Genomic DNA, 14,468 nt, shown 5'->3' with positions numbered 1-14,468 from the left:
TAATGAATGTATTACTTTACTGCCAAATTACAACCTTACTATTTCGATGAAGATCGCGTACCTCTTGGTCAACTTTGTTATGCTCTATTACACGTTTTTGAACGAACTCCTTCTTATTTTTATTAAAAATACCTTGTACAGTAGTTGCTTTTCCATTTTCAATTGCATTTTCTACTGTCACAGCTATATTCTCTTCTTTAGTCGCAATAGCTTCGTGTTCTTGAAACCATTCAGTAAGTATTGAAAAAGTTAAGATAGCAACAAATATCGCAATTCCTGCTCCTACTCCTAATAGTGCGGAACCTAAAATAAATATAGTAAATGGATCCATAATATATTTACTCCACAATAATGATATTTTTGCCATCAAAAGCTTCTAATAGTTCGTCATCTAATTCTTTAGATATTATCTGACGACCATAAGGTTTTCTATCATGACGATAAACTAACTTATTATCATTGTTTAAAAAAACCTGGATTATAAGTTGACCTCGTGAATGAGGTTGACGAAGAATAGCTCCTTTTTCTATGGTTGTATCTTCTGGACGTTCTGTAACAAAATACCTAATGGCTGATTCATAAGTCATTACAGGTAAGATATCCGGTACTGTCACAATTTCTTGTAATTGTTGACTGAAATGAGAAAATATCGATTGACTTAACTCATAGATTTGCGATTTATTACTTTCTAATTCCACAAAAATTAAGTCATAAGTACCGAAAGACTTATCTAATTTTGCATCTAATCTTTCAAGTACTAACTTTTTTCCATAGGGAGTTCCATCTGAGCGCAAAACTATCCGATCATTTTTATCCAAGAAGAGTTGTGCTATTAGCAAAGTACCCTGATAATGATTTTGGCGAATAATTACACCTTTTTGAACTCTTTTATCAGATGGTCGCTCTAATTTAAAATATTTGATAGTTTCATCGTAATTTATGCTATCAATTACTTCTGATATACCCATAATACGTGGTAATAGTTTTTGGAAATCACCAATTATTTTGTTACTGTTTTCATCTTTCGGCTTTGAAAATTCTGGTAAGCCATTAACTAACCAATCTAGTAGCATTGTTTCACTCCTATTGGCGTAGATATAGCGAAGCTGTCACCAGGGGCTACACCCTTTACAAATCACTCTGTGTCGGTGGAAGGATAATATTGCCGGAATGGCTTGCTTATGCTTCCAATTAACTTCGGCAAAATTATACTTCTAATCCTAAGCATAGGTTGTACTCAGTTGCCAAATGTGTTAATCATAGCCAAGAGACTGCCGAATTTCACGTAAGTAAGACCTCACCCAAAGGTTACGCATCACTCCCGGCTTGGTAAGAAGTTGAGTAACCCGACGTTGTGTAGGTTTTTGTCCTTGTGAATGAAGCAATTGAGCAACATTTTGTATTTCTTGGCATACAAGTTCTCTTTTTTTCTTACCAATTGCATTATTGTATTCTTGGTAACGCTTGGAGATAGAACGAGAAAGTTCAGGAAAATATCTGTATAAATAGCTGTTATTTTTGTAACCTAGTCGTCGAGAAATTTCTAGGAATGAAGGAGGTGGAAATTCTTGAAGTGCTAATTCGAGAATAGGTTGAATTTTTTGCTGTCTACTCACGCTTTTATAATCAGCGTGTCTAACTTTTATTATTTGACATAATTCGGGAAAATGATTCTGTAAACAAAGCGGATAATGTTTTAGACGAAACGCGACATCTTCTAAAGAAGGTGGTGGGTACTCATTAATTACTTCTTGAAGAACTATATTTAAAACTTGCTTTCTCTCGGAATTGATTCTTTTATAGGACTTTCTTGGTTGTTCGGCTTGATTTGTTGATGAGCCACAAGCAATATTATCAAAAAATAAAATATCTGTTGTTAAAAAATCAAGCAATTTGATTCTCATCTGATGACTTAGTAGCAAAAGTTTATCTATTTGAGGTATTACTTTTCCTTTACACCATGAACCAATTGTTGCTTGATTTACTGAAATAGCGCGAGATAAAGCAGCTTGATTTGATTGAAATGCTTGATTAATAAAATTAGAAATTGTCTGACTAATCCGATTTGAATCAATCGGAGATATGATAGTGGGTGCAGATGCGATTAATTCTCCCAATTCGTGATTCACATAAAGTTGCCAAGCAATTTCATCCGCTTTTTTCATTTGGTTGACTCCACCACTTTTGTATCGGTAACTCCCCAGCCATTTACCGCATTTATTACAGTGTCCGGTCTGAGAATCACCAGAAAGTACAAGTTGTTGATTCAAACAATGGGGACACACTGATAAAAAAGGATGGTGGTGGATTGGACAAATCTGAACTACATTAATACACCAAAGAAGTGGCTCATAAATACTTTTGTTAGTATCACGCCATTCTTGGTAACAAGAAGGACACCAAACACGCTCATGGCGAAGTAAATCCCTTTTAGAAAGCACCTTTTCCCAAGGTCTAAGGGTAAGAAAATATAAGTCTGTTCGTTTCGTCAGGATGGACATTGCACGTACTAAATTAGTTGCCATTAAGCCCGTTCCATTAGTTGCTGTTCTATCTCTATTAACTCCAAGTATTTTGCCGATACTTTCATTTCTTTCATTTCTTAAGTTTGATAATTTCGGTTCTCTACCCATAAATGGGGCAATTTCCTTTATCAGTAGCCTTCTAGTAGTGATGCAATGTTGTTCAGCTAGTCTAATGACATAGCTTGTTAAACTTTCTACATAAGGAGTCCCTATACCAATTGGCTCTAGATTATACAAACGGCTTCTTGGTGGAATCGGAGATTTTTGCGTATCCCACGATGGGTAAAGTTTTAGGGTTAATGTGGACATATCACTCAAGTTCCTACTTGACGACGCTTAGGTAATGGTTGTCCGACTTTAGACTGCACTTTTCTCAAAGTTGAGTTACTCTGTTGTGGTTGAATCTCAACTTGTTTAATGTCGTTATCAATTAGCGCAGATTTTATTGGTAAGCCCAATTCCGCACGCAGTTGCTGAACTTCTCCCTCAATTTGTGCCTGATTATTCTCTCCTTCTTTAATTTTTTTGAGGATGTTTCGACATTGGGCAACCGATAAGGCGCGACGTTCTAGATGTTTAAGCTCAACAGAGTCAGATCCTTCATTAATTGCATCGAACAATGCGTTCTGAAACCAGTTTTTAAGAATGCCTACACAACCCAAACTTCGCTCATAACAGTAATCCCAATGTGATACTAAATCAGGCTCTTGCTGTAATGGCATCCTTAGTTGAAAACCCCAAACCACACTTTGGAATACTTCTCTGTCTTGTTCTATATCAGCATGGTAACGGGGAAAATGTAAGTAAACACTACGTCGGCTTAACTGGTCGCCAACATCATGTAGGGTCAATAATTCGTATGTGCCTACTAGACCATGTACAACTCCAGTTCTGTTAGCTAATGACTTTATAGCTTCAGGTAAATCTGTTAGCTTGCGTCCAGAGGCTACCATTAGCATATGATGAGCTTCATCAATAAAAAATATTTTGGGTTTGCGATGTTTAAGAGCTTGCTCTAACGCCCATCCTAAATCTGTTTCAATAACTTTTGACTCAATCACAATTTGCCCCGAATTGTTCCGATAAATACCTCGTGTGCCGTAGTCTATCTTATGTTCAATTAATGGTTCATTAAGGGCAAATAAGCAGCGCTTAATATGGTCTTTCGAGTTAAATACCCCTGATTTTTGAACCACTGCCTCAACTGATGCGAATGGTAAGCAACCTGGGTCAATTTCGAGTTGCGGTAAATTCGACTCAACTAACCACTTTTCAATTAGTAAACGTAGGGTAGTTTTGCCAACCCCTGTTGGACCATAAATAAAGATAATTCGTGATTCCGAAGAATTACTAACCGCCAGTTTGAGAAAATTGAAGGCTTCTTCTAGCCGAGGGTGTGCCATTGTATAATTGTCGAAGTACAATAGCTTTTCCGTCGTTGATTGTGTCAGTAATGCTGTGGGAAAATGCTTTTGATTAGACATGATTAATAAGAATCAAAAATTTGGAGTTTAGTAGGTATTTGAGTAACGCTTTCTACTTGAACTGATTCTGAATTGTGATTTTCACTTGACTCAAAAGCTACTGTTTCTATCAAATTTAATGATTCATGAAATTGAATTTTATTTCTTTCACACTCAATGAGTTTAAATACTTCTTTTCCTTGATTATCTCGGAGACGTTGTGCAAGTAAAACCTCTTCTGCTTCTGCTGATGAAAGAAATTCTGCTAATTTTTTGGCTCGAACTTTAAATTCTTGATGATGATTGGTTTTACGTTTTTGCAACTCAGTTGTTGCCAGCCAAATCTCTTTTTCTGAACGCCCTTTAAAAGCTGCATAATATTCGCTAATACATTCAATCCACTGACCACGAACATAGGCATAAGCAATCCCAATATCAAATGGGTCGTATCTTATTGCCACATACGTTTTGTGAATACTAGGGTCGCGGAAAGCCGAATTCCAGTAATGAATTCCTCGAATTTGTATCCCTTGGACTGGGTGAACTTTTACTTTCTGTGATTGTGTTGTTGGTAAAGTTAAAATTCTCAAGTTTTCGTCCCAGGGTATGAGTCGGTGAGTTCTTAATCCATACTTTGCCATACCTTGATTAAATGCGTCAGAAGGAGACATCCCTAAAGCTGGATGTTCTGTTGTGTCATATTCTGAGTAAGCCCATTCGCAAAGATACAGATACAATAACCCAAGAGTCCAAATTGCTAGATTTTTAGGGTTGACTGTTTTGGTCATCAACCTGACTTTTTTGGTAATCTGCGTGTTACCAGCTAAGTTATAAACAAATTGAGTGTTAGCTGTTCCAAATAAACGCTCGCAAACGCCACTAAATCGGGATGCAGCAGGGGGACGGTGTTTGAGCGTGCATTCAAACAGAGCTAACAAGCTCTCGAAGTAGGTACTGTGGAATTCTTTACCGTTGTCTGTGACTATGATTTGGGGCAAACGTGAGTAGCGCATTACACAAATCCGCAGTACCATCATGCAACTGCGGTAACTCGGAGGGTCAAAAGTTAAATAAACTGCTAATATTCTTCTGCTGTAAGCGTCTACCAGAAATGTAGCCCAAGGTCTGCCAAGTACTTGGTTTGTATGTGAACATCGTAGCTCTATGTCCAATTTTGTGTGGTCAATATGACAAACCTCTAAAGACCTATCTCCGTGTTTTGGTGTTGTTAGCTCTAATTCCCAGTAAAACGATTGTTGTGGGTAAGCAGCTCTATGTCCTTCTCTGCTACAAGTTTGCTGCCAACCACTACGCTTTTTTATCTCGCTAATAAATGTTTTATAGCTAGGAATTTGGTCGTCTGGAATGTCTGCATTGACGCAAGCATTACAAAAAGCTCCATATACCTCGTACTTGCGTTTTTGTTTGTGGGTTTCGTAGCTTTGCGTAATAAATTCATTGATTAATTCTAAGATTTGTTCGGGTAACTTCCGGTTGCGGTTCCCTTTTTTATGGGAGTGATTTAAAAGCCCAATATAGCCGTAGCCGTACTGTTGTTGAGCCTGTTTATATTTGGCTAGCCAATCCCTTAAAGTGCGTTCTGGGACTGTTGGATTTTCTATTTTTTGACCTAACAATATTGGTTCAATACTTCTGTAACGTCGGTTAGCATCTTCTAAATCTTTTTGGCTTGCACCCCTTAATATTGAATTTAATTCGTCGGGGTTACTGCCAGCATACATCTGTTTATTAACTGTTATTTGACCCAGCCGAATTTTACTCTCTAGTTCGGTAACTGGTAAGTCAATCAACTCTCCTAATTCAGAGCGCAGAGTAATTTGTGTATGACCAACTTTTATCAATGTATAGATTTGACCATTCCAGTTTATTTGTTCTTTGGGAACTAAATTTATGACTGGAAGAGTTATTGTATCTGCACTTCGCAATGACAAAAATATCGATTTATGGGAAGAAGCATACTCTCGGTCACAAAAAACTTGGCATTGTTCTGGCTCAACTAGTAAGCACGCCCCTAAATCTATATAAATCTGCTCGCTAGCAATTAAAAAATAAATCGAGTCGGCGCTAATTCCTAACTTATTGTCAAGCAATTGATTCAGCGTTATCCCTGGTTGGGAACGAACAATATTTTCAATTAACTCGTCTGACCTATCCCTCAGATTTTTGGATTCATCAATAGCACGATAATAATCTTCTAAAAATGTTAGATTGCGGTATAAAATCCAATTAATTTTAGCATCTGAAAAAATTTGAAAATCAAATCCAAATTGTGCGGCATACGATAAAGCAGGTGGTGATAACCAACAACCATCACTATTAAAGCTGTAACGATGAGGCTGTTTGACAAGCAACTTTTGTAATTCTTTTTCTGTTTTACACTCTACCCACCCAGCGCTCGAAGCTCTGATAACGAAAAAGTCCGGGGTATAGAAAAATCCAAGATTTCTTCCCGACTTGGACTGGTAATTTATTTTAAATGCCGGAGGTTGGTCGTAATATTCCAGAACCGACTCATCATGCTCTAGTTCATAAATAAAGGGAAGCTCGACTTTATGAGACTCAAATTGAATGCTTTTTTGATTCTTTTTGCTGGGATAAAAACCTGAAACATTCTTTCTTCCACCCCCAACTCGTCGCGCTGGCTCACTAGACCGAATATCCGTAAGAGTTAAGATTGATAATTTTGATAATTTTTGGTCGCTACACCATTTTTTAAACTCGTAATCGGTGAGCATTTTTCTTACTCCCTGAAACTTGAGTTAGACATGCAGTCTATAACAATGGCACGTCAGAAGTAGCAAACACTAATTAATTGCGAGAAACAGTAGCCGATGATGACTCAAGCCATTGCACGGGATCTGATGTGTTATTAATTGTACCTCTAGCTACAAAAGCGTTTTGAACGAGTCATCTAATTTAACAATTTTGGCACGCTTATTGTTCCATTTTTAGTTTTCGGCAGTATTATCATTCCAATTGCCAAATTTTTGGCATCAGTGATTAACGACAGAATAAATGTTTTGAGCTTTGTCGTGGCAATATTATGGTGACATTTTTGGCAATATTATCCTTCCACCGACACTCTGTATCTTTTCACATCACCATCATCCATGAAGTTACTGAAAAGTCGCAAGCACAATTCCGGATCAGTTACACCCCACTGTGTAGTGTTCCGTAAATGTACTTGAAACCACAACAACAATCAGTAACAATGCGGAGCTTAAAATCATCCCCAACAGGGCTAAAGCAAATCAGACAAGCGCGGAATTCACGAGAAATAGCCATTGACCGAGAAGAATGGCTGGAAGAGGCAAGTAATTTTATAGCGCCAGTGAAAAATGGTAAAAATCTTGTTCCTGCAACTGTGTCGATTGGGACTTGGAAACGCTTTCTATGGGGTAAACCAGTTAAACCTGTATATTTCAAGGCTTTTTGCCAAGTTCTGAACCTAGACTGGGAGGAGGTTGTTGAGACTGAGGATGAAGTTGAAAGCGCGAAAAAGACAGATGAATCATCACCGATTTCTCAGTATGACTGGGATGGTGCGCCGAATATACCAATTTTCTACGATAGAAGTATAGAACGAACCCAATTAAAACAATGGCTAATTAACGATAAATGTCGCCTGGTGAGTATTTTGGCGATGGGTGGTGTGGGTAAAACTGCTTTGGCGAAAAAATTAGCGGAGGAGGTAAGTGGGGAATTTGACTACATTATTTGGCGCAGTCTGCGAGAAGCACCGACGGTAGAAAAAATCATTGCGGATGTGGTGCGGTTTCTTTCCCCGCAGCAAGAAGTTGATTTACCGGAAAGTTTAGGGGAAAAAATCACGCGACTTATCGAATATTTAAATACTTCCCGTTGTTTGCTAATCCTCGATAATGGGGAATCAATTTTGCAAGGTGGTGCTTCTACGGGTTGCTATCTCCAAGGATATGCAGGTTATGGTGAGTTATTTCGCCAGGTGGGAGAATCACAGCATCAAAGTTGTTTGCTGTTAACTAGTCGTGAACAGTTTCTAGAAGTGCGACGATTAGCGGGGGAAAGTTTACCTGTGCGGGTTTGGGAGTTGGGAGGTTTGGAGTCAGCAACAGAAATTTTGACTGCGAGGGGAATAACTGGTTGTGCAGAAGATATTAAAGATTTGGTAAAGCATTATCACGGTAATCCTTTGGCTTTACAAATTGTGCCAGCAACAATTAAAAAGCTGTTTAATGGAGATATTAGAGCTTTTTTAAATTCGGAAACTACGGTTTTTGATGATATTGAAGATTTATTGACACAACAGTTTCAAAGATTATCTAAACCAGAACAATCTTTAATGTATTGGTTAGCAATTTATCGTCAACCAGTGTTGGAAAATGATTTAATTGAGGATGTTTTGGGTTTATCTGCAAAGGAAGTTCGAGAAGCTTTGAATTCTCTATCACGACGTTGTTTAATTCAATCTACTGATGAAGGTCTGACGCTACAAAATGTGGTGATGGAATATGTGAGCAATCTTTTCATTCACAAAATCATTAATGAGTTAGAAAGTAGCGAATTAGATTTATTGAGAACTCATACGATTATTCAAGCTTCCGTACCTGATTACATCCGAGAACATCAAATCCAGATGCTATTAAAACCAGTAGTAGAATATTTATGCAAAAATCAGACTAAAAAAGTTATAGAACAGAAATTTCGTCTTATTCTTAAAAAATTAAGAGAAGCCGAATTGCAAGTACTCGCGGGATATGCGGAGGGAAATTTAATCAATCTCTTAATCCAACTACAAGTAAATTAAACTGAGTACGATTTTTCTCGTCTTCCTATCTCCCAAGATTATTCACAGGATGTGGAATTACCACAAGTAAATTTTAGTAGAGACGCGATTAATCGCGTCTCCAAAACATTATGAAGAAAAATTCTTAACCGAACCTGATTGAGCAATCTGCTATAGTCGCAAAACTATGCGCCTACAGCTTCTTTTGCAGCGTAAAGCACTTCAGAATTGATATCTTTAATGCCGCGATCGCGCGCAAATTTTTCGGTGTTGCGTTTCACTTTACCGCGCACTCACTGGGATGCACTATCACTTTACCTAGTAACTCGCTGAAATAGATAACTTGATAATTAGGTGCTAACTCTGTTTGTAGTTGCTTCCACAGGTTAATTCCTTCTTCCTCAAAAGCTGCTTCAGCTTCTGGACTTAAATCTGGTGAGTTAGCAGGATCTTGCCAGTTTAAGCTTGCATTATAATCACTAGCCCAATTTTTTAGGCGATTTATGGTTTCTTGACTGAGGGGCAATTTTGCTGGATCGATATTACCAACTTTATCAGCATCTGCCCACCATAAAGGGTCGCACCCATAATCAGCCATTAGTTTTATCGTTATTGCCATAGCAATCTCAGATATGTCGTGAGCTAAAAATTATTACCACGAAACGCGTCGCGGAAAGGCTTTCCACAGGGTAGTACAAGTTCGATGAAGTCGTTCCCCAAAGGGTAAAAATAAAATTTAGGTTTGCTGTATCTTATAATTTAAGTTTTGCCACTATATTTATAGTTAAAAAAATCAGGGTAAAAAGTATCTCTTACTCTTCACCCTGAATTTTCTGAATTCAACTATTCAATTAAGCGCCTACAGCTTCTTTTGCAGCGTAAAGCACTTCAGAATTGATATCTTTAATGCCGCGATCGCGTGCAAATTTTTCGGTGTTGCGTTTCACTTTACCGCGCACAAATCCCGGAATTTTGTTCAGTTCTGCTAAACCATCTTTTGTCCAATTCAAATCAGATTCGGCAGAAATTCCTTTGGTAATCACTTCTTTAGTGTCGTGTCCACCGAAGATTTCTAACAGATGATCTTCCATTCCTAAAGTAAAGGAATTGTAGATTAAATCTGTGACCTGATTTGTACCTTCGTAACCCAAGAATGGTTTGTAACCAATGGGGAAGTTTTGCACGTGGATGGGTGCAGCAATTACGCCGCAGGGAATATTCAAGCGCTTACCAACGTGGCGTTCCATTTGTGTACCGAAGATGGCGGAAGGTTCGACGCGGGCGATCGCATCGCCAATTTCCCCGTGATCGTCGGTAATGAGAACCTCATCGCAATATTCACTCACTTGTTCGCGGAACCAGTCTGCATCATATTTGCAGTAGGTTCCCGCCCAAACAACGTGAATCCCCATTTCCCGTGACAAAATCTTAGTCATGGCGGCGGCGTGGGTGTTGTCACCAAACACGACGGCTTTTTTACCAGTTAAGTTTTGACAGTCAATGGAACGGGAGAACCAAGCAGCCTGCGATACATACAGAGTTTGCTCGTTGATGAACTCTTCGTACTCTACCTCAGCACCTTGAGCGTTAATTACCTGCTGAATTTTTCGGATACAACGAGCAGTTTCTACAACACCCATTGGGGTAATGTCTACGTAAGGAGTGCCGAATTGTTCTTCCAGGTAACGCGCTGTTGTTAAACCGAGTTCGCGATAAGGTACTAGGTTAAACCAAGCTTGGGGCATCTTCTTCAATTCGTTGACAGAAGCGCCTTCAGGAATCACGGTGTTCACCTCAATTCCCAAATCAGCCATCAGCCTTTTCAGTTCGGTGCAATCATGCTGGTTGTGGAAACCCAGGGTAGAAATCCCGATGATATTGACTGAGGGGTTTGCAGTTTTGCCTTCTGGTAGTTCGCCTTTTTTGCGGGCTTTCTCAATGTAGAATTTCACTATTTGTTGCAAAGTGCGATCGGCTGCTTGCAGTTCGTTATAGCGGTAGTGGTTCACATCCGCTAACATGACATCGCCTTTCGATTCTATTTGTGCCCGTTCGACAAAGTTGTGCAAGTCTTCTTGCAGAATACTAGAAGTGCAGGTGGGAGTTAAGACAATTAAATCTGGGTGTTCCTCGGCATCTTTGCGGGTGATATTTTCTACCACCTTTTCTTGAGAACCACGTGCTAAAACGTTGCGATCTACAACACTGGCTGTTACCGGAGTAAAGTTCCTTTCCCGCGATAGCATGGAGCGCATGACATTAAAATAGTCATCGCCTAGTGGGGCGTGCATGATGGCATGGACATTCTTAAAAGAACTGGCAATTCTCAGCGTACCAATGTGCGCTGGCCCTGCATACATCCAGTAAGCCAATTTCATCAAGTTTTCTCCCTTTTAAACTGAAATAACACAGAGTCCGTTAACAGATGGACTTATGATTGCTGGTTTTCTCATCGTTGTCTGATTCTCTCAAAACTTGTAGCCCTTATAAAATGGGGAAATTATTAAGTTTCACGACAACTGCGATCGCCCAAACTCCTGTACCATCTGGGGTTTAGAGCCTAATTTAAACAATATTGATGTTGTTTAAGTGACATAAATCTTTATTTTCTGCAACCTTTCATTAAACATTAATTGTTGACTGATGACTGTTAACTGTTAACTGTCAATAACCAACAATAAAAATGCAATATTTTTTTACTTGAAAATCCCTTAAATCAATTACTAAATCACCTAAAGCCTATAATTAAAAAACTGAACGCCCGTGAGATAACGACTATGCTGTCCCACAATCTCAAAAATGCGTTACCAAGCACAGATGAATTGCCTTGTAGCGACGATACGCCCGTGGATAACGAAGATCAGAATTTGTTGCCTAATATTCTCCTGTTCTTACTCAACTCGATATGGGCAACAAGAATGGATTGGTACTTTGGCGTAGATATGGGAGTTTATCACACCACAGGTATTAATCCTAGAGTACCAGTAGTGCCAGATGCATTTTTGAGTGTGGGAGTAGAAAGGAAAAAAGGCGGGAAATCACGCAAAAGTTACGCAGTTTGGGAAGAAAACGAAGTAGTTCCTATCCTCACCTTAGAAATGGTATCCCATACGCCAGGGGGTGAATATGACGAAAAGATGGAGATATACACCAAACTGGGCGTATTGTACTACGTGATTTACAATCCAGAATTTTGGCGACGCGACCAACATCAACCATTTGAAGTGTATAAGTTGGTAGATGGTAAGTATCAATTGCAGATAGGTGAACCCTACTGGATGAGCGAAATCGGTTTAGGGATTGGCAGATATCAAGGTGTAGTTGCTGGGATTCCCCAAGAGTTATTGTCATGGTATGACGAAAAAGGCGATCGCTATTTAACCCCAGAAGAACAAGCACAGCAAGAACGACAACGTGCTGAACAATTAGCCCAGTACCTACGCTCAATAGGCGTTGATCCTGATAATCTACCTAATTCTTAATTCGTAATTCGTAATTTTGAGGAAACACTATAGACTTTTGTGGGCAAGATACTGTTCTCTGTTGACGTTCATTCAGGTAAATTAATCGCAGAATTACGGCTAAAAAATCCTCTAGGAGCAAGTTTAAAGCTAACTTGGTGCGTTGGCATCACAGGCCAATCTTCGGGGCGGGGAATATGGGTAACGCCCATTGTGTACCAAAGTACGATATCTTCACCAGTTAAAGGTTCATCGTTGGCAATATATTGCGGTAAGCCCTTTCCTGGTTGAGTTTGGTTCGGATAATCGCCGCCAGCGTAGAGTTCATTTGGCTGATATTTTGTCACCCAAACATGGTGTGTCGCAAAGCCAGCTTTTTCTCGAATCTTAGAACCTTCTACAGGGAAGAATATCGTATTACCGCCTGGCATCAGCATATATGCTGGGGGAGTGCCTATAGTATTTTGGCGTTTGGCGTTAGCAATCATCCATTCGCGGCTGTGTTTCATATCCAAATCGCGCACAGCAGCTTTTTCTGTAGTTAAGGGAGTATCTGTAACTGCGATCGCATTTCCCAGAGAATTATGATTATCCAGTGGTAAGGCTTGCACATTCATTTCCATCACAGAATTAGCCTGTCCGTCTACATCCATATCTAGGCGGTAGTTGAAAAAGTGTTGATGATTTACCCCGAATATATTCTTCGCTAGCAGTCGTCCATAGGAATTATCTTGAGACTGTTTGTCCGCTGCTGTCCCTTGTACTAAAACAACTCCTGTTAAATCATTCTCAATTTCTAAACTGCCATCTTGGTGAAAAATCCAATTCAGGCTGTAATCATAATTATCCACCGCCGCCGTCATGGTCAGCACTAATTCGCGGTTACGACGGACATAATTTTTCTGGGTGTTGTATTCATAATGTTTCCACAACAGCCCATTATCTCGTTCATAAATGCCAATTACCTTTGGCATTTCGTAAGGTTCTCCCTGTTCATTAGCCATCACCGCATTCAATAACAAGCCATTTTCGGGAATATCCTTACCTAACTCCATTGAAGTGGCGAGAGAACCAAAGTTATATTCCCCCACATCAAAAGCATTTCTAAAAGCCCAGGTAAAATTAGGATGACCATAAGGCACTACCATTTCTGATAGGCTAGCGCGATATAAAACTGGGCGAACTTTTTCCCCGTCATCATAAGTTACTTGGTAAAGAACTAAGCCACTGCGAGGATGCATCAAATAGCGAAAATTCCAACCTTGCCAACTAATTGTATTACCTCGTATTCGGAAACTAGTACCTTGAGGTTGGAGAATTTTTAATAATTTGGGTGGAGAAAGTAATTTACCTAAAGATTGGATATCGTAATTCCAATTTTGTTGAGATAAAGGTACTACCCCGTTGTCTATAAAACTATCGATTTTACCTGTGTTTAAATCAACAGTAGCCAGCACACCTTCAATCGGACTAGCAAAATAGTTCCAATGTTTACCTTTATAGTAAGATAAAGCGCGACAAATACGCTTACCTTTAGCCGTTTCGCTATCAGTTAAAATCCCCGCTGCCCAACAATTAATTTTAACTTTGTCAAAATCTGTAATTCCCCGTTTTTGCATTGCTGCTTGCCATTGGAGATCAGATTTTACAATTTTTGCGGCTAGACCATATTCTGAATTAATTATTGCAGGTTGGGCGTTAGGTATTTGTTTCCAAGAACTCAAGATTTGAGTTTTCAGGTCAACTACAGCTTCATAGGTTTGATTTTTTTCTGTTTCATACGCTACCAAAAAAGCTTGACGCTGAAAAGATTTACCAGGTGTAAAATTAATAACTTCTTGTTTATTTGGTTCTTGCAAAGTTATTAAGGGAAATACAGCTTTGTCAGTAAGATTTTTATCTTTCTTCACCACCGTCACTGCTGTTTCAATTTCTGCTGATGTTAACGCTGTTAAAGGATGGGAAATCACAGGTTGTTGTGCAAGTAACATTTCCCTAGAACCTAAAGCGCCAACCGTGAAGATAATAATGGCTATAGCTAAACTAAAGAACCGCAACTTCTTAATCATTCTTTAGATATTTATAGGAAGATAGAGTACCAATTCATAATTCGTAGTTCGTAATTACGAAATTTGGATACAAGAATTTTGGAGAACTGATTTTATCTATATTCCTAGATTATGTTGGTAAACCGAATAGATTTATTTGAATTTGCAAAATGTCATATCAATTA

The 14,468-nt window shown here is 38.9% G+C and carries 10 protein-coding genes and 1 pseudogene; 2 read left to right on the top strand and 9 right to left on the bottom strand.

Annotated features, from left to right (window positions below):
* Positions 1-16 precede the first annotated feature (16 nt).
* The 5 genes from HGR01_RS03885 to HGR01_RS03865 all read right to left on the bottom strand — a co-directional run bounded on the left by HGR01_RS03885 (position 17) and on the right by HGR01_RS03865 (position 6,744).
* Positions 17-331: a hypothetical protein gene (locus HGR01_RS03885; protein ID WP_045872701.1), complete on the bottom strand. Its 315-nt coding sequence runs from the start codon at positions 329-331 to the stop codon at positions 17-19.
* A gap of 7 nt (positions 332-338) precedes the next feature.
* Entirely contained in the window at positions 339-1,073 is a 735-nt protein-coding gene (locus tag HGR01_RS03880; RefSeq protein WP_045872702.1) for a hypothetical protein, read from the bottom strand.
* Between the two features lie 180 nt (positions 1,074-1,253).
* Positions 1,254-2,834 carry a TniQ family protein gene (locus HGR01_RS03875; protein WP_045873516.1) on the bottom strand — a complete coding sequence of 527 codons (1,581 nt, stop codon included), beginning with the start codon at positions 2,832-2,834 and terminating at the stop codon, positions 1,254-1,256.
* Between the two features lie 5 nt (positions 2,835-2,839).
* Positions 2,840-4,009, bottom strand: coding sequence for an ATP-binding protein (locus tag HGR01_RS03870; protein WP_045873515.1), 1,170 nt, complete (start codon positions 4,007-4,009; stop codon positions 2,840-2,842).
* Between the two features lie 2 nt (positions 4,010-4,011).
* Positions 4,012-6,744, bottom strand: coding sequence for a TnsA endonuclease N-terminal domain-containing protein (locus HGR01_RS03865; RefSeq protein WP_045873514.1), 2,733 nt, complete (start codon positions 6,742-6,744; stop codon positions 4,012-4,014).
* Positions 6,745-7,220: 476 nt separating this feature from the next.
* Here HGR01_RS03865 and HGR01_RS03860 point away from each other — a divergent pair, with 476 nt between their 5' ends.
* Positions 7,221-8,795 (top strand): NB-ARC domain-containing protein, encoded by a 1,575-nt coding sequence (locus HGR01_RS03860; protein ID WP_045872151.1) that lies wholly within the window; start codon positions 7,221-7,223, stop codon positions 8,793-8,795.
* A gap of 164 nt (positions 8,796-8,959) precedes the next feature.
* Here the strand turns inward: HGR01_RS03860 and HGR01_RS03855 are convergent.
* The 3 genes and pseudogenes from HGR01_RS03855 to bchB all read right to left on the bottom strand — a co-directional run.
* Positions 8,960-9,067: pseudogene (locus HGR01_RS03855) on the bottom strand (hypothetical protein); the annotation flags it as partial.
* Positions 9,052-9,393: a hypothetical protein gene (locus HGR01_RS03850; RefSeq protein WP_045872108.1), complete on the bottom strand. Its 342-nt coding sequence runs from the start codon at positions 9,391-9,393 to the stop codon at positions 9,052-9,054. The pseudogene HGR01_RS03855 and the gene HGR01_RS03850, both read right to left, overlap by 16 nt.
* A 232-nt stretch (positions 9,394-9,625) precedes the next feature.
* Entirely contained in the window at positions 9,626-11,152 is a 1,527-nt protein-coding gene (bchB, locus tag HGR01_RS03845) for a ferredoxin:protochlorophyllide reductase (ATP-dependent) subunit B (RefSeq protein ID WP_045872107.1), read from the bottom strand.
* Positions 11,153-11,551: 399 nt separating this feature from the next.
* Between bchB and HGR01_RS03840 the strand changes: the two genes are divergently transcribed.
* Positions 11,552-12,256, top strand: a complete 705-nt coding sequence (locus tag HGR01_RS03840) for a Uma2 family endonuclease (RefSeq protein WP_045872106.1) — start codon at positions 11,552-11,554, stop codon at positions 12,254-12,256.
* A gap of 68 nt (positions 12,257-12,324) precedes the next feature.
* On the opposite strand, the gene HGR01_RS03835 is transcribed toward HGR01_RS03840, so the two are convergent.
* On the bottom strand, positions 12,325-14,304 hold the full coding sequence (locus tag HGR01_RS03835; RefSeq protein ID WP_045872105.1) for a primary-amine oxidase: 1,980 nt from the start codon (positions 14,302-14,304) through the stop codon (positions 12,325-12,327).
* Positions 14,305-14,468 lie beyond the last annotated feature (164 nt).

Source organism: Tolypothrix sp. PCC 7712, from assembly GCF_025860405.1.
In the GTDB taxonomy this organism is placed as follows: domain Bacteria; phylum Cyanobacteriota; class Cyanobacteriia; order Cyanobacteriales; family Nostocaceae; genus Aulosira; species Aulosira diplosiphon.
Note: the sequence above shows the minus strand (reverse complement) of the source record. Positions and strands in the feature narration are given on the sequence as shown.

What these genes read in the sequence shown, in the direction of transcription:
- HGR01_RS03885 (WP_045872701.1), bottom strand. Translation starts at nt 331, where the DNA reads ATGGATCCATTTACTATATTTATTTTAGGTTCCGCACTATTAGGAGTA.
- HGR01_RS03880 (WP_045872702.1), bottom strand. Translation starts at nt 1,073, where the DNA reads ATGCTACTAGATTGGTTAGTTAATGGCTTACCAGAATTTTCAAAGCCG.
- HGR01_RS03875 (WP_045873516.1), bottom strand. Translation starts at nt 2,834, where the DNA reads ATGTCCACATTAACCCTAAAACTTTACCCATCGTGGGATACGCAAAAA.
- HGR01_RS03870 (WP_045873515.1), bottom strand. Translation starts at nt 4,009, where the DNA reads ATGTCTAATCAAAAGCATTTTCCCACAGCATTACTGACACAATCAACG.
- HGR01_RS03865 (WP_045873514.1), bottom strand. Translation starts at nt 6,744, where the DNA reads ATGCTCACCGATTACGAGTTTAAAAAATGGTGTAGCGACCAAAAATTA.
- HGR01_RS03860 (WP_045872151.1), top strand. Translation starts at nt 7,221, where the DNA reads ATGCGGAGCTTAAAATCATCCCCAACAGGGCTAAAGCAAATCAGACAA.
- HGR01_RS03850 (WP_045872108.1), bottom strand. Translation starts at nt 9,393, where the DNA reads ATGGCAATAACGATAAAACTAATGGCTGATTATGGGTGCGACCCTTTA.
- bchB (WP_045872107.1), bottom strand. Translation starts at nt 11,152, where the DNA reads ATGAAATTGGCTTACTGGATGTATGCAGGGCCAGCGCACATTGGTACG.
- HGR01_RS03840 (WP_045872106.1), top strand. Translation starts at nt 11,552, where the DNA reads ATGCTGTCCCACAATCTCAAAAATGCGTTACCAAGCACAGATGAATTG.
- HGR01_RS03835 (WP_045872105.1), bottom strand. Translation starts at nt 14,304, where the DNA reads ATGATTAAGAAGTTGCGGTTCTTTAGTTTAGCTATAGCCATTATTATC.